The sequence below is a fragment of the Sphingomonas sp. R-74633 genome, assembly GCF_013416555.1.
Classification (GTDB): Bacteria; Pseudomonadota; Alphaproteobacteria; order Sphingomonadales; family Sphingomonadaceae; genus Sphingomonas.
Genome location: NZ_JACCFG010000006.1, coordinates 308,935 through 328,083 on the forward strand (window position 1 = coordinate 308,935; position 19,149 = coordinate 328,083).

General features: G+C 65.5%; 27 protein-coding genes. 2 read left to right on the top strand and 25 right to left on the bottom strand.

Annotation, left to right across the window (positions count from 1 at the left end):
- Positions 1-257 precede the first annotated feature (257 nt).
- The 19 genes from HZY97_RS20190 to HZY97_RS20280 form a co-directional block, all read right to left on the bottom strand.
- Entirely contained in the window at positions 258-662 is a 405-nt protein-coding gene (locus tag HZY97_RS20190) for a hypothetical protein (RefSeq protein WP_257215185.1), read from the bottom strand.
- A 35-nt stretch (positions 663-697) separates the two neighbouring features.
- Positions 698-1,138: a hypothetical protein gene (locus HZY97_RS20195; RefSeq protein WP_180147887.1), complete on the bottom strand. Its 441-nt coding sequence runs from the start codon at positions 1,136-1,138 to the stop codon at positions 698-700.
- 99 nt (positions 1,139-1,237) lie between these two features.
- The gene (locus HZY97_RS20200; RefSeq protein WP_180147888.1) at positions 1,238-1,687 is read right to left on the bottom strand and encodes a hypothetical protein; all 450 of its coding nucleotides are present in this window, start codon (positions 1,685-1,687) and stop codon (positions 1,238-1,240) included.
- A 67-nt stretch (positions 1,688-1,754) separates the two neighbouring features.
- A complete protein-coding gene (locus HZY97_RS20205; RefSeq protein WP_180147889.1) occupies positions 1,755-1,949 on the bottom strand; it encodes a hypothetical protein in 195 nt (64 codons plus the stop codon).
- A 13-nt stretch (positions 1,950-1,962) separates the two neighbouring features.
- Positions 1,963-2,358: a hypothetical protein gene (locus HZY97_RS20210; protein WP_180147890.1), complete on the bottom strand. Its 396-nt coding sequence runs from the start codon at positions 2,356-2,358 to the stop codon at positions 1,963-1,965.
- Complete coding sequence (locus HZY97_RS20215) at positions 2,355-2,885, bottom strand: HK97-gp10 family putative phage morphogenesis protein (RefSeq protein ID WP_180147891.1); 531 nt, start codon at positions 2,883-2,885, stop codon at positions 2,355-2,357. Before HZY97_RS20215 ends, HZY97_RS20210 begins: the two co-directional genes overlap by 4 nt.
- Positions 2,885-3,250 carry a head-tail adaptor protein gene (locus tag HZY97_RS20220; protein ID WP_257215186.1) on the bottom strand — a complete coding sequence of 122 codons (366 nt, stop codon included), beginning with the start codon at positions 3,248-3,250 and terminating at the stop codon, positions 2,885-2,887. Before HZY97_RS20220 ends, HZY97_RS20215 begins: the two co-directional genes overlap by 1 nt.
- Positions 3,251-3,267: 17 nt before the next feature.
- Positions 3,268-3,849, bottom strand: a complete 582-nt coding sequence (locus tag HZY97_RS20225; RefSeq protein ID WP_180147893.1) for a head-tail connector protein — start codon at positions 3,847-3,849, stop codon at positions 3,268-3,270.
- Positions 3,849-4,139, bottom strand: a complete 291-nt coding sequence (locus HZY97_RS20230; RefSeq protein ID WP_180147894.1) for a hypothetical protein — start codon at positions 4,137-4,139, stop codon at positions 3,849-3,851. The genes HZY97_RS20225 and HZY97_RS20230 overlap by 1 nt, the downstream gene beginning before the upstream one ends.
- 4 nt (positions 4,140-4,143) lie before the next feature.
- The gene (locus tag HZY97_RS20235) at positions 4,144-4,458 is read right to left on the bottom strand and encodes a hypothetical protein (RefSeq protein ID WP_180147895.1); all 315 of its coding nucleotides are present in this window, start codon (positions 4,456-4,458) and stop codon (positions 4,144-4,146) included.
- A 3-nt stretch (positions 4,459-4,461) separates the two neighbouring features.
- A complete protein-coding gene (locus HZY97_RS20240) occupies positions 4,462-4,962 on the bottom strand; it encodes a hypothetical protein (protein WP_180147896.1) in 501 nt (166 codons plus the stop codon).
- 67 nt (positions 4,963-5,029) lie between these two features.
- Complete coding sequence (locus HZY97_RS20245) at positions 5,030-6,298, bottom strand: phage major capsid protein (RefSeq protein ID WP_180147897.1); 1,269 nt, start codon at positions 6,296-6,298, stop codon at positions 5,030-5,032.
- A 13-nt stretch (positions 6,299-6,311) separates the two neighbouring features.
- The gene (locus HZY97_RS20250) at positions 6,312-7,025 is read right to left on the bottom strand and encodes an HK97 family phage prohead protease (RefSeq protein ID WP_306670088.1); all 714 of its coding nucleotides are present in this window, start codon (positions 7,023-7,025) and stop codon (positions 6,312-6,314) included.
- A 1-nt stretch (position 7,026) separates the two neighbouring features.
- Positions 7,027-8,391, bottom strand: coding sequence for a phage portal protein (locus HZY97_RS20255; protein ID WP_180147898.1), 1,365 nt, complete (start codon positions 8,389-8,391; stop codon positions 7,027-7,029).
- Positions 8,391-10,154, bottom strand: a complete 1,764-nt coding sequence (locus HZY97_RS20260; protein ID WP_180147899.1) for a terminase large subunit — start codon at positions 10,152-10,154, stop codon at positions 8,391-8,393. Before HZY97_RS20260 ends, HZY97_RS20255 begins: the two co-directional genes overlap by 1 nt.
- Positions 10,154-10,618 carry a hypothetical protein gene (locus HZY97_RS20265; protein WP_180147900.1) on the bottom strand — a complete coding sequence of 155 codons (465 nt, stop codon included), beginning with the start codon at positions 10,616-10,618 and terminating at the stop codon, positions 10,154-10,156. Before HZY97_RS20265 ends, HZY97_RS20260 begins: the two co-directional genes overlap by 1 nt.
- A 76-nt stretch (positions 10,619-10,694) precedes the next feature.
- The gene (locus HZY97_RS20270; protein WP_180147901.1) at positions 10,695-11,042 is read right to left on the bottom strand and encodes an HNH endonuclease; all 348 of its coding nucleotides are present in this window, start codon (positions 11,040-11,042) and stop codon (positions 10,695-10,697) included.
- Positions 11,043-11,254: 212 nt separating this feature from the next.
- Entirely contained in the window at positions 11,255-11,779 is a 525-nt protein-coding gene (locus tag HZY97_RS20275) for a DUF6362 family protein (RefSeq protein WP_180147902.1), read from the bottom strand.
- 211 nt (positions 11,780-11,990) lie between these two features.
- Positions 11,991-15,122 (bottom strand): phage/plasmid primase, P4 family, encoded by a 3,132-nt coding sequence (locus HZY97_RS20280; RefSeq protein WP_180147903.1) that lies wholly within the window; start codon positions 15,120-15,122, stop codon positions 11,991-11,993.
- 171 nt (positions 15,123-15,293) lie between these two features.
- Between HZY97_RS20280 and HZY97_RS20285 the strand changes: the two genes are divergently transcribed.
- The gene (locus tag HZY97_RS20285; RefSeq protein WP_180147904.1) at positions 15,294-15,866 is read left to right on the top strand and encodes a hypothetical protein; all 573 of its coding nucleotides are present in this window, start codon (positions 15,294-15,296) and stop codon (positions 15,864-15,866) included.
- 12 nt (positions 15,867-15,878) lie between these two features.
- On the top strand, positions 15,879-16,094 hold the full coding sequence (locus HZY97_RS20290; protein WP_180147905.1) for a hypothetical protein: 216 nt from the start codon (positions 15,879-15,881) through the stop codon (positions 16,092-16,094).
- Here HZY97_RS20290 and HZY97_RS20295 read toward each other — a convergent pair.
- The 6 genes from HZY97_RS20295 to HZY97_RS20320 are packed head-to-tail and all read right to left on the bottom strand — an operon-like array spanning position 16,091 to position 18,976.
- Positions 16,091-16,588 (bottom strand): hypothetical protein, encoded by a 498-nt coding sequence (locus tag HZY97_RS20295; RefSeq protein WP_180147906.1) that lies wholly within the window; start codon positions 16,586-16,588, stop codon positions 16,091-16,093. The genes HZY97_RS20290 and HZY97_RS20295 overlap by 4 nt on opposite strands.
- Positions 16,585-17,652 (bottom strand): hypothetical protein, encoded by a 1,068-nt coding sequence (locus tag HZY97_RS20300; protein WP_180147907.1) that lies wholly within the window; start codon positions 17,650-17,652, stop codon positions 16,585-16,587. Before HZY97_RS20300 ends, HZY97_RS20295 begins: the two co-directional genes overlap by 4 nt.
- The gene (locus HZY97_RS20305; protein WP_180147556.1) at positions 17,613-17,807 is read right to left on the bottom strand and encodes a conjugal transfer protein TraR; all 195 of its coding nucleotides are present in this window, start codon (positions 17,805-17,807) and stop codon (positions 17,613-17,615) included. Before HZY97_RS20305 ends, HZY97_RS20300 begins: the two co-directional genes overlap by 40 nt.
- Positions 17,800-17,973, bottom strand: coding sequence for a hypothetical protein (locus tag HZY97_RS20310; protein ID WP_180147908.1), 174 nt, complete (start codon positions 17,971-17,973; stop codon positions 17,800-17,802). Before HZY97_RS20310 ends, HZY97_RS20305 begins: the two co-directional genes overlap by 8 nt.
- Positions 17,970-18,494, bottom strand: a complete 525-nt coding sequence (locus HZY97_RS20315) for a hypothetical protein (RefSeq protein WP_180147909.1) — start codon at positions 18,492-18,494, stop codon at positions 17,970-17,972. Before HZY97_RS20315 ends, HZY97_RS20310 begins: the two co-directional genes overlap by 4 nt.
- Positions 18,494-18,976: a hypothetical protein gene (locus tag HZY97_RS20320; RefSeq protein WP_180147910.1), complete on the bottom strand. Its 483-nt coding sequence runs from the start codon at positions 18,974-18,976 to the stop codon at positions 18,494-18,496. The genes HZY97_RS20315 and HZY97_RS20320 overlap by 1 nt, the downstream gene beginning before the upstream one ends.
- Between the last annotated feature and the right edge of the window lie 173 nt (positions 18,977-19,149).

Consider the following 19,149-nt stretch of genomic DNA (forward strand, 5'->3'; position numbering starts at 1 on the left):
CGTGAACTTGCCGTTCCCCAACATCTTCTTGAACGCCGGAACAGAGACCGCCGTCTGTCGATATCCTACCGACGAACGGCGGTAGGTTTCAGGATTGCTGAGGCCCGATTTAACGAACCTCTCGCATGCAGCGATGGCCGCCGTGCGATTGCTTGCCTCTTGAGAGCAGGATGCCAGAAACAAGCAAAGCAAAACGCCGCGCATATTGATGCCCCTTCATCGAGCACGATACACGCGGCGCCTGAACGTTGCCAAGGTCAGCCCAGCACCGCTTCGAGAGCAGCTTGCTCTCCGCTGCGATCCTCGGCGGTGATCTTCGCCCGCCAGGGCGGCGGGCAGGTCTCGTATTCGGCTTGGCGACCGAACGCGATGTAGGCGCTGGAGAGGTGACGGATCAGCCTCGCCACCCAAGGCTCGATGTCCAGGCGCGTGCGCCTGCTCCAGGCGTCGATTTCGCCCCAGGACAGCACCGCCTGACCCATCCCCCTCGGCTCGGTGATCCCCATATCGACCAGCCAGGCGATGATATGGGGAGCCGGGTTCGGTGGCATCTGCGGCTCAGCGCCGCGCTTCTTCATCAGATCGAGGCGCGAATGCTTCGGCGCCTGACCCGTCTTGTTCGCCCTCTCCGCCCGGCGGCTTCCCTCGGGCGGTTTCGGCATGGCATGAAGCCACGCCAACATGCGGACGAAGAGCGTCAGTTCGTCCCGGAGCCGCCCTTGGGCTTTCCCGCGAAGTTGCTCCAGTCGGTGACGAACTTGGAGACCTGCTTGGGAATGAAGCCGAGCTTGGGATCTGCGTAGACAGCTTCGAACAGGGCAGCGCCCTGCGCGTCGCCGGCAGGCGGATAGGTGAAGTTCTCGAAGCTGACAGTGATCGCCGCGAGATCTTCAGCGGTCTGCTGCGTCCGATCTTCGGCCGTGGTCGGCGAGATCTCGCCATCGTTGGCCTTCAGGCGCTTGACGGCCCGCGCGGACTGCTTGGTCTCGATCGCCGCGAACGCGGCGCTGCCCGGCCCGTAGATCACGATCTGAACCGGCTTGGTGCGCTCGGCATCCGCATAGAGCGGCTCGCCGGCGGCATTCTTGACGTGGATGACGGCCGTATCGGCGACCGCCTGACTGGTGATGTCGAACATTGCATTCTACCTTTCGCGGTAAGGTGCACCGACCCGTCCGCTCGACCGCGACGGGCGAACGGGTCGGTACGGGTTATCCGGCTGTGGGCCGGAATTGGGTTAGGTGGCGGCGACCGGGATGACCTTGGTGCAGATCTCAATCGTCGGGGTGACCATGACGACGGGATCGGCACCGTCGATCGTTTCCGGCGCGCTGAAGACGCGCACCTGCGCATAGCGCTTGGAGCCGTCTTGATAGGTGGCCTTCATCGAGTAGAGCTTGTTGGTCTCGTCGTTCGCGGCGGTGCGGAGCAGGGTCTGCCCGGCGTCGCTATCGTCGTGCGCGTAGCTCGGCTGAAGCGAGCCATAGTCCGGCGAGCCCTTGAGCTTCTGTTTCGGCCCCTTCAGCGGCTGAAAGTCCGTCTTGGCGAAGGTGGCGCCGATCGCGCCGATCTTTTCGATCTGGCCGACTTCGGTGAAGGTCAGCGCGGCATAGCCCGCAGCATCCTGAGTGGCGGGCGCCGCCGCCGAAAGCGCGAGCGTCGCGCCAGCACCAGTTTGAAGTGCCATCGTTCAATACTCCCTTGGTTTTGGACCGGCGGCGCCGGCGTGGGTGCTGCCCCAGCGGGGCAGCGGATTAGGACTTGGCGGCCTCGGTCTTCGCGGCCTGCTCGGCCTTCGGAGCCTTGTCCGGCGCGCAGATCAGGCCGGCCGCTTCGAAATTGACGAACTCGCCGGGCTCGAAGTCGTGCGTCTTGCCGCCCTCGAATTCCTTCTCGGTGCCGGCATCCTTGAAGGTCCGCAGCGCGAACCCCTTCTTGGTAGTGCTCATCGTCTTCTCCTCACTACGCCGCGTCGAAACTGACGCGGAAATCTTGGGTTTGCTCGAAGGTGTCTGCGGGACCGGCCAGATCCGGCCCCGTGCCCGCCGTCAGGATCGGGACGCGCTTGCCGCCGATATCGGCCACCAGCCCGCCCAGCGTGGTGCGGACCAGCTCGATCACCGCGCCCTGCTCGCGATAGGTCGCGGCTCGCACGGTGACCGAAACGCGATCCTTGCGGCGCGTCGTCGCGGTCCGCTTCAGGTTCTGCCGATCGAGCGAGCTGGTGGTACGCACCAGCAAGGCGGGCAACTCTATGCCGTCCGGCAAGCGTCCGCCCTTGATCCGCTCGGCGGGCACCACGGCGGTAATCGCGGCCGTCGAGCGAAGCAGCTCGCCGATGATGCTGGCTCCGGTCATTCACCTTCGTCCTCAGGTCCGGCGCCACCGACGATCCCCGTCCGCGTGATGCGCGCATTGATGTAGCTCTGCGCCGCCGCGATCGCGTCGGCCTCCTTGGTGTCCAGCGCCGGACGCATGAAGGGGTGCGGCCGCGCGCCAGGGTGGAACACCGTGTCGCCCACGAACTGGCCGTTGATGACCAGCGAGCCCGCCTTGTGGAGCTTGTTGATGCGGCCGATGCTGCGGCCCTCGCGCTGGTCCTCGGCCACGCTGATGAAATGCGGATCTGTGCCCCATTCCAGCCAGGGCGCCAGATAGGAGCCTTTGCCCTTGCTCTGAACCTTGGCGATCAGGCGGCCGTCTTGGCGCGAGGTGGCGACCTTGATCGAGCCGGCCACCGCCGCCGAGATCACCCGCGCCTTCGCCTCTTCGGCGACCACGGTCGCGGCCGCCTTGGCGGCCCCGCGCAGCACCTTCTCTTCGAGTTCGCGCGGGAGCTGAGCGAGGAAGCGTTTGACCTCGGCCTTGCCCCGCACGACGGCCATCAGGACGGGTTCCCGGCCGAGCTGTAATCCTCGACCATGATTTCGGTCGCGTCCGCACCGTACTTCGCCGGCCCGGCGATGATCTGGGTCACGCGCTCAGTCTGCCATTCCAGCTCGCCGCTCTCGGCCTTCACATTGCGGCCGATCAGCACGCGCATGCTGGCCGTGATGTCCTTGCGACGACGAATGCGGACGCGCGACGGTCGCGAGGCGATGTTGATGCCCTCGGACAGCTTTTCGGCCCTGCTCGGCAGCGCGTCGATTACCTCGGCAGCGACTTCGGCCACCAGCGCCCAGCCACCCGAACCGGCGCCGTCGAAGCTGTCATCAGCGACAGGGCGCTCGATGCGGATGCGGTCTTTCATGCGGCTTGCCAGCGACATCAGCGATAGACCCGAACGGGGTCGAGCAGCGCCTTGACGTTGGTCGACATCGGGATCTCGATCGCGGCCGCACTGGAGCCGGCGATCGTGCTCTCACGGTTCGCGTAGAGATCACCGACCATCAGCAGCATGGCGGTGGAGATCTCGGCGGGGATCTCGTCGTAACCGGCGCGGTAGCGGACCCGGATAGCCTCGCGCCGCATATTGCCGTTCTCCCAAGGGAACAGCGGTCCCGCTGCGACCAGCTCGGCGCCGAGCAGCTCGAAGTCTTCGAGATCGGCAACCTGCTCGACGTTGTCGCGATCGAGATACTTGACCGAGATTAGCTCGATCACCGGCGGGAATGGCAGCATGATCCGCCCCCTCGGCGCGCTGAAGCGCGCTTCCAGCTCGCGCTTGCCAAGCGAGCGGCCGAGCGCGCCGCGCACCTCCTGATCAACCGATGACAGATGATTGGCGACCGCCGCTACGTAGCCGGCGATCAGCGTGTCATCGTCGTTGCCGTCCACACGCAGGTGCTTCTTTGCGGCTTCGAGCGAGATGACCGGGGTGGCCGGCGGAGTGACGACGACGACGCGCATCAGTCGGCCAGCTCGGTGAGGCGGGACGCGGCGCACACCTCGGGCGTTAGCACCGCCATCTGGATGACCGGGTGAACCCGGCCCATGATGCCCAAGCGGATCGCGCCGCCAGCGTTCAACAGCTCCAGCTCTTCGGCGCTCGGGCGCCAGACGCTGTACATGAAGTTGAAGCCGCTCTGCTCGTCGATAGCGTCGACGATCGGCAACACGCCGCAGGCGCCATCCAGGCTCTGATCCCAGCCCTGAGGGGCGCCCAGCGGACGGGCGCCCTCGAAGTTGCAGATCTTCATCGCGCTATGCCGCGATCAGGGCGGTGGCGGCAGAGACGACCGTCACCTTGTTGGCGGCATTGAGGCCGTTGGTCGCGGTCACCGCGAAGGTGATCGCCTTCCCGACATCGGCGGCTTGGAGCACATAGGTCGCGTTGGTTGCGCCGGCGATCGCGACGCCGTCGCGCCGCCATTCGCGAGCCGACACGGCGCCGCGCACCACAGTGCCCGGCGATCCGGTAAGCATCTGCCCGCTCTGCGCGACGCCCGCGATCGACGGCGCCACGGTGAAGGCGGGGACGCACATGAAGCCGCGCGAGCGAGCTGCAGAGCGGGCCATGGCTCAGGCTCCCTTGTTGGCGGGATCAGCCGCCTTCTTGTTCGCCGCCGCCGGACGCTGCTTCTCGCCCTTCGCCAGGGCGGCCTTCAGCTCACCGCGCAGCTGCTCGCTCTCCGCCTTGGCGGCATCGAGATCCTTCTTGGTCTCGCCCAGCTCGGCGGTGAGCTTCTCGAGCGCCTTCTCGGCAGCATCCGCGCGCTGAGACTCCGCGACGCGGAGACCCTCGATACGGTCGATCTCTTCCTTGGCCTTGGTCACGATCTCCTGCACAGCCGCGCTGTCGATCGAGAGGTGCAGGCGGATCTCGTCGCCGTCCTCTTCGGAGGTATCCTTCTCGAAGGCGTGCTGGTCACCGGCCTCCAAGTCATCGGCCGTTGCCTCGCGCACCAGTCCCTGTTTCTCCAGCGCTTCGAAGCGCTTGGTGGTGATGCCGCGCAGGATCTTGCCTTCGGTGGCCATGCCGTCGTCACCGAAATGATCGTGCAAAACGAGTGCGTTCTTCATGATTTTACTCCCGGAATAGCGGAGCGCCCGAAGGCGCCCCACGTTTTCAGCCGCCGGATCGCGGCGATTAGGCGATCGCGAGCGAGCCCTTCACGAGCGCACCCGGACGCCGCACGACGAGAGCGAGGCGCTTCTCGGCACGGACGGTGAGCATGTTCTTGATGAAGTTGTCGCGATCCTGATCCGAGATCCGCACCTCGGTATCCATGCGATCGAAGATCTGGCCGGCGAGCTTGAACGCGCCGGTCAGGAAGTTGTTGGCACCGATGCGCTTGGTCGACACGACCGGGCGGCTCCAGAGCACCGGGCCGGCCATGCCCTGAGGATTGGCGAAAACATAGCCGTTCGCAGCATCCTTGGTCAGCTCGATGTTGGCCCACTGCGTCGGGTGGATGACCATGGCGTCGGGCGCATAGTCCGCCAGCTCGACCTGAAGGATCGCAAGGCGCAGGCGATCGATGCGGGTCTCGCCCGCGACCACCACGCCCGCCGGCTGCGCATAGGCGGTCGCCTGCGTGTAGAGGCCATTGAGGTGCTGGCCGGTGTTGTCGCCGAGCAGCAGCTCGGCGTCTTCCACATCGTCCAGGCCATAGCGCAGCTCGCCGTCGACGAGGCTTTCGAGCTGGGGCACATCGTCCATGGCCTGACGCGAGATCGGCACCCAGTGCGCGATCGTCCGCACCGGCGCGTTCGCCACGTCCCAGCCATAGGCGGACTCGGGCTTCTGCGCACCCTCGGCGGTCGCCGCGGCATTGTTGGTGCGCGTGGTCTGATACGCATACTCGATCGAGTTGCCATCGGTCTGACCCGGCGTGAGCAGGTCGCGCACACGCAGCTGCTGCCGCTGAAGGCCCACAATGCCGGCCTGGCGATCGGGGACGATCAGGCCGCCCGCCGAACCATTGGCGCTGGTGATCGCCTTCACGCTGAAGCCGATCGTGCCCTTGCAGCCGCCGGCGACATAGGACTTCACATCGTCGTGCTCGGAGACGGCACGGCCGAGCGACTTCATCTCGGGTTCGCCATCGCCGCCGCCACGGCGGCCCTGCGCCAGCTTCTGCGAAAGCTCGGTGATTTCGCCGCGCAGGCCGCCCAGCTCGGACAGCGCCTTGTCGGCCTTTTCCTTGGTATCGGTGTCGACCTTGGTGCCCTCGGCGTTCTTCGCGCGGAATTCGACCGCGAATTCCTTCACCTCGCCGAGCACCGTCTCCAGCTGCTTCTGGAGCGTCGCGAGATCCTTGGTGTCACCGCCACCCTCATTGGCATTCTTGCGCCCGAACTCGGGCACGAGGGAGCTGCTGGCCGCAGCAGCGGCCAGGATTTCAGGCGTCTTCATGGTGGTTTCCTTGTCAGGCGGACTTCAGCGAGAAGCCGGCCAGGGTGTCCGAAATGCCCTTCAGGGCCGTGTTGCTCGTCGTGTCGCGGTCGGACTCCCTCCGACGCAGTTCACCGAGGCCGTGGCCGACGAGGCCAGCGGCACGGCTTTTCGAGAAACCTGCCTCGCGCAGGAACTTCTCAAACTCTCGATCCGTGGGCAGCTCGCCATGCGCGAGCTTGAACTTGACCGCCTCAACCCGCGCATCGTCGTTCGCGGGGAAGGTCACGAGGCTGATCTCGACGAGATCCAGCTTCGTCAGGGTGCGGATGCCCGTCTTCTCGTCGTAGCTGCTCTCACGCACCCAATAGCCGATGGACAGGCCGGTCACGATGCGCCGCTTCATCAGCGCGTGCGCTTCCTTGGCCTGCGCAACATCGCTGATCAGCAGCTCGCCGTCGCCGGCCAGGCCGTGATCGTCTTCGCGCAGGTTCGACCATGCGCCGATCGGTTCGGAAGAACGGTGCTGCCACAGCACCGGCACCGGGCGGGCCTTCGCGGCCAGCTCCGCTAGGCTCTCGGTGAAGGCGCCGCGCGCGACGACTTCCTGATAGCTATCGACCACGTCCCAAACGGAGCCGTAGCCGTTGAAGGTGCCGTCTTCGCCGACAGCCTTAACGGTCAGGTCGAAGTCACGAACCTTGAGGGCGCCGCTATGCTTGCGGCCAAAGTGCGAAATCATCGCCATGTCACTCTCCGAAGTTGGCGGGGCCGAGGCTGGTACTCAGAGCTTTCAGGCGGGCGTCGATCAGGGCGTCGATGTCCCCGCCAAGCAGGTTTAGAAGGGCCGATCGCGCGCCCTGCTCAGCGTTCGGTAGCTTGCCGAGCTGATCGAGCGGCACGAGGTTGGACTGGACGGTCAGGAAGTCGTCACCGGGCATCGAGGGCAGATTTTCACGGCGACGCATTTCGCCGCGCGTCATCACGCCATTCTGGCCGAACGCTGAGTAGAGCGCTGCGCGGGCGGCGCTGTCCGCCGCCATTAGCGCGAAGCGATTGATCTCCGGATAGATCTGCTTGCGCTCGGCGGGGCCAAGCAGCTGCATTTTTACCGATTGCTCGATGTTGCAGCACAGCGGGTTGAGCTTCAGCGTCTGCCACCCGAGCAGGGTCTGCTCGACGCCGCTGCCGAACATCGTCTGGCCCTTGACGGCGTGCCCGATCAGGATCGGGAACACGTCAAACCAGCGGCAGATTTCTTCGACATCCCAGCCACGGGACTCCAGGAGCTGCACCTCAGCCGGGTTCATCTTGAGCGGCTGAAACTTGAAGTCCTTTTCCAGCGGCACGATGCGGCCCCGCATCGCGTCGCCAACGAAGGCATCGAAGATGTCGAGCAGATCGGCACGCTGCTCGGCGGACAGCTTCGAGTGCGATCCGACTTCCATGAAGCCGGCAAGCTGCATGCCGCCCTTGAAGGTGTCTGCGGCAACACGGTTCGCAGCGATCGACGATCCAAGCGTGCGCCGGCCAAATTCGACCACCGACAGGCCTTCGTCGCCACCCAACGTCAGGCCGCGCAGGTGGAACATTTTCTCCGCCGGCACGGTCTCGACCTTGCCGCGCTCCATGAAGCGATACATGCGCTGATTGTCGCTGTTGCGGAAAACCCGCGTGGTGTCGGGCGCCAAGGGCGTCAACGTGGTGGTCCGGCCTCCCAGCGTTTCCTTCAGCGCGTACCCGTTGCCCCACAGATCTCGACAAGCGACCATCCCGGACCAGAACTCGCTGGCCGTCTGATCGAGGTTCGGCTGCTCGTGGACGAGATCGTAAAGCCAGTGGTCGCCCCGATCGACGCGGCCGCCATCCTTCGACTTTTCGAAGACGCCCATCCCCATTGAGCCGACCACATCGGACTTCAGGCGCACGCACGCCCAGGCGGCGGGGAGCCCGAGCGTGGTCTTTTGGGTAACCGTCTGCCCGGCCGAGTCCAGGCGCGACCCATAGGAGATCGCCTTGCGGGTCGGCTCGTCTTCGGGCGCCCCGCTGAGCTTGCCTTGCTGGCCGGTCCCAAATCGTGCGACGGTCGATCCGACCCAACTCCACATACCCATCAGGCGGACGCCTTCTTTTTCATCTGCGCGATGAATTCATCGAGCGAGTTGTCGTTCGCTGCCTCGGGATTGAGGCTCATGAGCATGCCTGCGGAGAACATCGCCGCGACGGGGTCGATCTTCGCGCTGGGAGACTGTTTGGTGATGGCCACGCCGCTCGCTCCCTTCGGTTCCTGTTTCACGTTGCCGATGCACCACGACATCAGCTTGCTGCCCCCGTGCCGCAGCGTTCGCGCGGCGGCCTTACGGGCCATGCCCTTGATCGCGCTGGCGAGGCGCCAGCCCTGCGGGATCGCCTTGAGCTGCTCGTCCGCGAACTCGCGCTTCGCCAGTTCGTCGACCAAGGTCGCCACGCCTGCCGGATCGAGGCCGATCGCCTCGGCCGCCGGGAACAGGCCCGCTTCCTTCACGCGCAGCAACACCTCGACAACGCCGAGAATGTCGGCGGTGAGATCCTCGCTCTCGTCCTCGATCCCCTCGGGCAGCTGCTCCAGCTGCTCTTCGTCCGGCATAGCCAGCTTGACCAGCGAGCCTTCCGATACGAACTCATCGAGCTTGGTCGCGATGTCTGTGCGCCGCTTCCAGACGATCTCCCAGGCCCACGCCTGCGCCCAGATCAGCCAGCGCCGCGAGCCCTTCTCGCGACCGATCAGGCAGAGCCCGAGCAAGTCATCCAGGCCGCCGCCGTCGATCCCGGCAACGATCACCTCGCTGCGGCGGATCAGATCTTCCAGGCTAAGCACCGGCTCGGCGCAGCGGTCCCAGAAGTCGGCGCCGGACCACCGATCGCGGCTCAAGCGTGTGCCGATCTCCACGTTCAGATGCTTCGCGAGGAAGATCTGCAACTCGCCCGCATCCCCTCGCAGGGCTTCGCCCAGCTTTTCTTCCAACCATTCCGCGTCGACGGATCGGCCGATATTCGGGTTCGTGACGTAGAAGTTTGCCGGGTCGAGATAGGCCTCGCTCAGCACCATGTCCTCGGGGAACTCGTAGAGCATCCCCAGCTTGCGCTTATCGACGATCTGGCCGTCGCGAATGCCCCGGAACAAGTCGAGCTTGCTCTTGAGCACCCCTCGCGGCGCTTCGTCGCTATGCGTCGTCAGATAGACGACGAAGCCCTCAGGACGGCTGATCAGGCCCCCCGTCGCTTCCATCAGCATCGCGGCGGCCTTCGGGTTCTTGCCGAACAGCCACAGCTCTTCGACCAACACGAAACCGGCTTTCGTGCCGCCCAGCGTCTCGCTGTCGGCCGCGACAACCTTGAGCTCGGACTCGTTCACGAGATGCTTGATCGTGCGCTGGTGCTCGATGACCTTCAGCAGCTTCGAGAGATGCTCGTCGGCGCGAACCATGCCCATGGCAGGCGTGAAGACGTTGTTCGCGATCTCCTTCGTCGGCGCCAGCACCAATAGTTCATTGGCGTGGCGCCAGTTCAGCACCAAGGCGGTGACCATGATCCCCGCCGCCAGTGTGGATTTGATGTTCTTCTTGCTGATCAGCAGGAGGAACTCGTTGATCAGCTGCCGGCCTTGGACGGCGTCATACGCGCCGAAGATCGCGCCGACGAAGTCGAACACGTATTGCTCGCACGCCTCGCCGAACGTGGGCTGGCCTGGCACGTCGACGATCTTGAGGCCCTTGAAGATCTCAAGAGCTTGCTCCGCTTCGTCCGGGAACAGCGGCTCGAACGGGACAAGACTTTCGCCTGCGACAATCCTTTCCCGCCAGTCCGGGCAGGCGGTGGACCACGTCAGTGCGGCCATCAGTGCATCAGCGGCCCGCGCCTCGGCTTGAAGCGATCCACCGCTTCATTCGCCGCGATCTGCGCCGCTTCCTTCTTGCCCAATGGGGCCGCCTTCTGCGGCGCAGCTCGTCCGCCGACCTTTTCGGCCAGCGCCTTTAGCCCGGCCTTGTCGAGGCGCTTCGCCAATTCCTTGTTTGCCGAGACGTTACCCTTGTCGACCTCGCGCACCAAGCCGACCAACAGCTTGCCCTCGACCTTCAATTTGGCCGCTTCATGCTCGCGCAGCTCGCGGGAATAATGCTTCCTCAGCGTCTTCGCGGTGATGGACAGCGCGGCGGCGATCTCGTCGGGCGACTTGCCGACAGCCGCCAGAAGCACGCATTTCTGCCGACTTTCGAGCGTCGGGACGTGGGGCGGCCGCCCGCGACCGCGCTGGCCGTCCGGCATCGGATCGCCGAGCAGGTCAAAATCCCAATCGCCCAAGAAAAAAATCCCTACGTGAGAGCATGGGTGGTCTAGGGGCTGACACCCCCGCCGACTTTAGACCCCCCCCTCCCGGTCAGGCGTCCCGGCCTTCCTCGCGCTGCTTCACGCTCGAATGGCAGTGGTCGCAGAGCGTCCAGAGGTTGGCGAAGTCCCAGAACAGAGCGGCGAGCCCGCGATGCGGCTTGCGATGATCGGCGACGAGCTTGGACGTGTCGGCGACGAGCAGCCCACACATCTGGCAGGTGAATAGGTCGCGGACGAGCACTTGCCACCGCAGCGCCTGCCACCGCGCCGTCTTGTACCAGCGGCGCCAAGGCCGCTCGTCGCGCTGGCGGTCGCGCTCTTGCCGATTGACCGCGACGCTCGCCAGCGCGGTCCGCAGTCGGCCGACACGCGGCCTGATCGACGTGAGCTTCGCCATGATCCTGTGAACGCTTTTCGCAGGAAGCGCGCATGACGGAACGGCTTTCGCAGCCCGTGATCGCGTTTCGCAGTGTCACCGAAGGTGAGGGGAGGGGCAGCGGCGCCTATCGGCATGGGACTGCCCCAACGATATCGCTCAGATAGCTCAAAAGGGGCGCTAGACGGACAAACAATATGTCGCGGCGTGCACATTCTACCCCTTGACCGCCTCTACCCTCGGATTTCTGCGGTATTGAGGCTGTTGCAAATCGCCGTGATCGCCCGCCCATAGCGCTTGCGATAGGCGTCCGAACTGGCTTCCCCGCCAAAAGCGTGCGCGACAGCCGACCATTCAGGATCATCTGCCCGCTGGAGCTGGCCAAGCACGACGCCGATCAGCTTCCGGTCCCGCTCTTTGACGACGCGGAGCCAGCCCAACGCTTCCTCCATCTTATCCACCTCGGCCGTGCGGAGCCCTGGCTTACGCGGCTCGATCCCCTGATCGAGCTTCGCATCCCAGTTGCGGAAGTCCTCGCGCGTCCGCCTGATGTCCGGCCACAAGGCCTTGACCCGCAGCCATCCACGCTCGCGGTCCGGCATGCGCAGCAGGAAGCCCCACGCTTCGACAAGGCGCGCCTCCACCAGCTCGAAGGAAGCGAACTCGCGATCGAGCTGCTCGACGGCGCCAGCCATCACCCTTCCGGCCTCGGAACCGTTGCCGCGAACCCTTCCGGCATTGCTGAAATCCGAACCCATTGAATTACCCTAACTTTCTAGATCTCTTTGGAAGAGTTGGAAGGATTGGAAGGATCGTAAGATGTATTGCCTTGCGCACATGCGCATGCGCCCGCCCCTATGGGGAAAGTCAGCGATTATCCTTCCAACCCTTCCAAAGGCGCAGAAATCCGCGCTTTCCCCCTTCCGGTAAGCTTCCGCGATCCTTCCAAGGCGGAAGGGTGGCAGGGCATCACGGCGCGACGCCGTCGTCGAACCCGCCCGGCTCGATGTCTTCCGGAGGCGATCGCGCATGATCGCCATCGCCGTCGCCGATCGAGCGAGCGCGGCCGTGTTCATCCACGAAGTCGGACACATCCTTGGTGAGGCGGAGGCCGAGCCACTGCATCCCGTTGGACGCTTTCTTCTCGTAACCTTTCTCGACCATGGCCGAGGAAAAGCCCTTGTTGGACCACTCGGTCTTGCCCTGCTCACCCGCCGCCTTCATCCAGGCGACGAACACGTCGTAGAGGCGCGAGGACTGGACCTTGCTCTGCGGATCTTCGGCCGCGCACAGGCGCAGGAAGCGCGACAGCGGATCGCTGGCGTCGCGGTAGGCGCTGGTGGCCTCGGTCACCGCAGCCGGCTCTACAAGGCCGTTCTCCATCCAATCGAGCAGGCCCGCGATCAGCCGGTTCAGCACGCCGGAGCCTTCCTGCGCCTTGATCTTGTCGACCAGATGCGGGTCTTTCTTCGGCCAGTTGACGGCGTCGGGCGGCGGCTTGTCGATATGGCGCAGCCAGGACACGAGCTTGAGGCGATCCCAGATCCCGTCATCGGTGTCGGGGATCTCGAACTTGCTGTTGCCGCTGATGATCAGCTTGAACTGCGGCTCAAGGTTGAAGAACCCGCGATTGAGCATTCGCACCGGCACCGGCTCGCCGCCGGTCACCAGCTTGATCAGGCCAGTATCGAGCTTCTGATTTCGGCCCGGCTCGGACGAGCGCAGCAGACGCACGCCGGCGAGCTTCGCCAGATCCGGCGAGGCCTGATCGCCGCGCTTCTTCACGCTCTGATCGAGCAGCGACGCGATCGGCACCGTGTCGGCCAGATCGCCGCCAACGTGCGTCCAGCTCTCGATCGTGACGCCCTTGCCGTTGCGGCCGCGCCCGTACCAGAACCAGAGCTTCTGCTCGCCGGCATCCGCGCTGAGGCTGTAGCCGCCGACCTGATGCAGGTAGCGCCGCATCGCCTTGTCCGGCTGCGCCCACTCGAACATGCCGTCGTAAAGCGGGCAGCTCGCGGCGGGGTCATAATCGACCGGCGATAGCTTGGTGAGCATATCCTCGCGGCTGTGATCGCCGCGCGTGACCATGGCCACGATCTTGCCATCGGGCATCGTCTCGCGCCGGAAGCGCAGCGTGCCGTTCATCACGTTGAAGGCGAACTTGTCCGTATCGAACGCGCCGATCGGCACGGTCAGCCAGCGCCGCGCGAGCTGGGCGACGGCGGCGGGCTTGCCCGTGGTCTCGGAAGTGCGCCCGAACGCCTTTACCGTCGTGGAGTAGTAGACGAGCTGCTTGCCCTTCAGGAACGTCCAGTCGAGCCCGTGCGGATTGAGCCGCTCGCTGAACAGTTCCCCGTCCGGCAGATCGTCCTCGGTCACCTTCACGCCCGTATCGGCGATAAATCGGCCTTCGTCCTGGATCGCGCGCACCGTGTCGAATACGGCCGCGATCACCTCGCTCGGCGGCGTCTTTTCATCCTGATCGAGCACCTTCCAGCGGCGCCCGTCCCAGCCCAGCCAGCCCTTGGCCGTGGTGAAGCGGAAGTCCCGGCCGAAGCGATCGCGGAAGCGCTCGGCGATCCCGAAGTCGGTCAGCGGATAGCGGCTGCACTTCATGGTCAGCAGCAGCGGATCTACATCGAACCCGCGATTGATGCCGTCCGCGATCGCGCGATCGATGTCGGCGTGCTGCACGTCAGCGATGCCTTCATAGACATCCCATAGCAGCTCCTTGGCCGCGCCTTCCTCGACCAGCCCCGCCGAGATCCTGCGGCCGATGCTGAAGGCGAGCTTGGTCACCGCATCCTTGGTGCGCTCGACGTTCTCCAGGCGCCGCGTCAGCCACTTCGCCGAGATCCGCACCAATCGCGCCGCATCCCCCTCCGCCAACGCTGATAGGCCTTCCAGCCTTCCACCTTGGAAGGGTTCGTGATCGCCCGCCGCTGCGCGCGGGGGCGCGGGCGGGGCGGACGGCGCGGGCGCGCCTCCACCGCCGCGAGGCGCGGAACCTCGGAAGGGTTGGGACGCGCGCTCCCTGCGGGAGCGCGATGCGGCCGCGATCTCAGAGAGATCGCGAGGGCTGTCTGATCCGGCGGACCAGCCTGAAGCAATTGTGGCGAGCAACTGGCCGTCATCATCACGTCCGGGATTGGCCCGCGCGGCCGCCTCGATCGACGCACGCGCAACGCCGGCGTCCAGGGCGCCGGCCGCGACGAGCGACGAGATCTTGAGCGCGCTGGTGAACAGCTGCTGATTGCGCTTGCCGGATTGGGCGTCGCGGATCTCCTTGCACTCGCCATCGAGCGCGCGGAGGCAATAGCGGCGAATATCGTCGTCAACATCGGTCGCCACCTTCGCCGGCGAGGGCACCGCGGAATTGTCGACCATGGTATCGCGGGGCTCGGCCGCGCGTTTTTCCCTCGGCGCCCGCAGCAACGCGATCAGCTCGGCGGGAGCTTCCATGATCGAGGCATCGTCGCGCCAGTCGCCGCGCCGCTCCAGCCACGAATACGGCCCCTCGGCCGCGCCCGACAGACTTCCATCCAGGCAAGCGCTTGGCGGCGCGATCACGTAGCCGCCGCCTCCGCGCACATCGACGTGATCGTTGAGCCGCTTGCCGCCGACGCTGTTGCGGATCTCGGGGCCGCCATCGCTGGGCTGGCGGAACCACACATGCACGCCGCCTGAGGGCGTACGCGAGGTGAGCGAGGGCGGCAGCTCCACCCCCATCATCGCCTCAAGCTCGGCCTTCAGCTCGGCAAGCGTCCACTCGCGCAGCACAGGCGCGCCGGTGTCCGCATCGAGCAGCACCTCGCCCGTGGCTTCGTCGTACTGCTCTTCGAAGCGCGGATCGAAGTCGACGACGAAGCAGCCGTTCACGCCCAGCGGGACGCCGATCATCGCCTCGGGATTGCGCCGCCACCACGCCAGCACGCGCTGCTCGTCGCGCGTCGCATCCTTCAGCCCGTTGCCGATGTACGGCGCCTTGGCGCGGTTCAGACCTTCCTTGCCGGCGGCATTCGTCCAGGGCTTGTCTCGCTCGTGGCACGGGAAGACAGGCCACCCCCGCCGAACATATTGAAGTGCAGCCTGCCCCATGGGCGAGAGCTGCGCGGTAGATGGCGGTGACACGTAATCCCCCCGGAAAACACGGGTTAAAGTCAACTCGGCAACGTTGAATGGCGGCACCAGCGTTCAGCCGGGCGGCGTGCTTCTTCTTCGAGAAATGGCGACAATTGAAAGTCGATGCGCGTGCGTTACATTTGGTCGATGACCAACCGAGCTACGATCACGCGCTACGCAGCCTTCGGCACGATTTGTTTCGCCACCTCGATCGCGGGCGGAGTGCTTGCGGGAGCGTTCTGGAACTTCATTGGCCGGTCTGGCGGCGATTTGCTCGTGAACTCCGATACGATCGGCGCGACGCTGGGCGCTGCCATTACGATCGCCGGCTCCCAGATAGTGACCAACCTGTCGGCTAGGGCGAGCGAGCGTCGCACTCGGCAGGCGTACTTGAGCGAGACGCGCGCGCTGATCGATACCGTGAACGATACCCTGTTCGGTTTTACCCAGGCCGATCTGTCTTACGCGAACACGCTGGTTGATCGGCTCCCGCACGAGATCAACGAGTTTCAGAGCATCGGCTACCTGATCGACTCGAAGAACATCAGGGCGCGGATTGCCTTCAACGCTGCCATGGCCGCGCTGAAGGAGGGAGAGCCCCGCCTGAAGGACTTGATAGAGCAGCTCGGAAATCCGGCGGTTCCGGTCAGCGGAGCTGTTATAGGCGCGACCGTAGACGGCCTCCGGATGAAACTCGCAACCCTGCGCTCGGCGCTCTAGAAAGGTCATACCATGGCTACGCCTTGGGACGAACCCGCCACGGTCGACTTGTACGTTCTTGGCCTCGATCGGCAGCGAGCCGCCTTTACCGGCACGCTCCGAGACGCGGTGATCTTCACCCTCTCCCAGGCGAACGAGCGCGGCGACGGCTACATCATCCGCTTGGACGATGGCTCCGCCAGTTGGGAAGGCGCTGAGATAGCCGAGCTGGGGCGAGATCTGGCCTAGCGGCACGCTCGACCACCATCATTCAGCGCTTGGACGAGCGGCCGCATGGCATCGCGCACGGCAGCCGGAGTCTCACCGTCGACGTGCAGGCCGATCGCGCAGCCCTCGGCGAATGCCGCCACATGGCGATTGACCAGATCCGCGTCGGCCTCGGCAAGCCGGCCAGCCCGCACGGCGATCGCCACGCCCGCGCGGTGCCGCGCGACCTGCGCGAGCAGGCCCGAGCGCTCCGCAATCACCGCGTCAGCTCGAACGTCGCCTAGCTGCAACGCAGAAGGATCGAGGGCGGCGAGGATGGCGCGCCGGTGGTTCCAAAGCCATTCGATCAGCTGGCCATCTGCCGCGTGCTGATACTCGCCGATCTCGTCATGCCGGCAACGCGTGAGATCGTCGCAGCTCTCACTGAAGTACCGCCCTCCATCGGAGAGATCATCATCCGTCGCCTTGCCGATCAGCGCCTCCAGCGCCCGCGCTTCCGGTTTCGCCACGCTCATTCGAACGTCCACCCCTGCACGAGCCGGGCGATCTCCTGCCGCACCTCTTCCTGGCCGGGCTCATTCTCCTGCTCGACATCGCCCGGATGGCTCGCCGGAATGAAGCGGTTGATGGCGCTTTCGAGCAGATCCTTCGCGCCGCGCGGGTTGCCGACCAGCGCGTTCGCCTCGCACTTCCACACGCCGAACTGCGCGAGGTAATCCTGCACGTATGGCTTGTTGTGGTCAGGGTGGCGCGGGTCCGACAGGTCGCGACCGCCGCCGGTTTCCAGGTTGCCGATCTTCATCAGACCAAGGTCATCAATCTGCGTCTCGGTCAGGCCGATATTGACCACCTCGAAATCGGGATAGTCCCAATCGAGCCCCTTGATGTTGCAGCACGACATGATCGTGCGATGCAGGCCCTCAACGATGTGCAGGCCCTTGGGATCGTGATCGCCGATCGCGAGCAGGATGCAGCGCCGGCCAGCCTCGCTGCGATCCCGGAAGCGCTTGAGAAGCGCCAGCCGGGTGTGAATGTCGGTGTCGCCCTTCCCGTTCGTGATCCGGATATTGTACTCGTCAGCGATTGACCGAAAGATCTGCACGAGATCCTTCTTCTCAACGATCATCTCGACATAGTATTCGAGATCATCCCAATAGCCGCGCGTGTGGAAGATGCCCGCCCACTCGCGTAAGCGCTCGCTGATTTCGTTGACCGCATATTGCGCCATCTGTTCCGGGGTGTTCGGGCTCGCGTCGAAGTCTTCGACCTCGGTCGCCATTCGAGACGCATCGGGCTCGATCACGTCCGGATCAAGGTCGCCCTCCTTGCGCATGTCGGCAAGGAGCTTCTCGAACCGGTCGAACTCGCCCTTGGTGATCAGACCAAGGCCTTCGGCATAATAGGCCCAGCCGCGAGGCCCGAACTTATAGCCGGTGTCCCGCGACATGCGCTCGATCGCTTCGCCCAGCTCCCGCCGCGCCTCTTTGCGGAGGTGCAACGGGCCGGACGTGGGGGGCATCTGCAAATGGTAAGCCATGGTCAGAACCTCCTTGGCAGGCGGGGGTTGGGCTCGCGGCACGGCGCGCAGCGGCCGCCGACAAGGCGCGGGCTATCGTCGCCGCAGTCGCCGCATTCGCCGGGCACGCCGGCGGGCACAGGCTGGCGCGCGGCGCGGATCGCGTTCGCGCGCATCATGTCTTCGTAGTGCTGGGCAAGGTCGATCTGATCAGCCACCGGCCACCTCCGCCTTGCCGCTGTCGCGCGGCATCATCTGCACGAAGCCGGGCGCGAGCTGCTTGACGCACACCCCGCAGATCGGTTCGCCGGGGCGCTCGTCCCGCCGGCGTAAGGTCGCAATTGCCAGCCGGCCGCACTCGCAGTTCTTGCCATCGGCGCTCATGCCGCTTGCCTTTCGGTTGTGGTCCAGGTGCCGTCGATCGAGGGCGTCAGGTCGACGGGCGCGCCCTTGGCGCAGCCTTCGGCGACGGCACCGCGCTCGGCCATTTCGAGGGTTTCGAGCAGCTCCAGCTCGGCGCTCGCGCGAGCGATCCGCGCCCGAAGGCGCGCCATCTTCTCGCCCCGATACCGGGCGCGCTGCTGCTCCAGCAGGATCAGCTCGCCGAGGCGCTCGCTCTCCGCGTGGCTAAGCGAGCGCTCGGCCGCCAGCGCCTGAAGCGCGAGCATTTCCGCCATCTGCGCATTGGGCGAGAGGGTCGACTTGCGCTTGCGCCGCACCGTCTTGCGGGTGGCCTTGTGATAACCGCGGACATAGTCGCGCTTGCGCAGCAGGGTCAGCCGCTTGCGCTCTTCGCGCGAGAGTCCGCCGTCTTCGTCCAGGCGCTCCAGTCGCCGGATCTCGGCCCGCTGGCTGCGGATCGATTGCCCCTGCGTGCTGTCGGTCAGGGTGACGAGCGCGCCCATCAGAGCTTGGCCCTGACCGTCGCCTGCCCGGTTTCAAGATCCACCGCGACGCGGTGCTCGAAAGGCCCGTGGTCGATCAGCGCGATCTTGCCGGCCGCGACGAGCTTGCGCAGCCGATAGGAGGCCGCCTCGCGGCCCGAGAGGTAGGCGCCGTCTGCGAACTCGATGTTCGTCGGGCACGGCTGCTTGAAGCGGATCGCGTGCCGGATCATCCGCAGGATCATCGTCTCAGGCGTGGCGCGCGCGCAGCGTCGCGCCGGCCGCCGGCCGTCGATCGGCTCGAACCGCTTGGAACGGCGCTGGATGATGTAGGACCAGCCGCGACCCTCGCGCCGCTGGGTGAGATCTACCAGCCCCTGGCTCGCCAGTGTGGTCGCCATGGCCGCTATCTCACGGGGCAGCGCTTCGCCGCGCACATAGACGGCGGCGTCGCCGGCCTTGGCCTCACGGACCCATTCGTACATCGCGGGGGCGTCAAGCATTGATGGCACCTCCAGATTTCGCCGGCGAGGCTTCGGGGGCGGAGGGGGGTGCCGTGGGCACCTCGCCGGACACGCGCGCTCGCTCAGTGCGACCCGAGGGGGAGCGCGCGGGAAACTCTTCGCGGCACTGCGCGCGCAGTGCCGGGGTGTGGGCGATATGCGTCAGCCAGGCG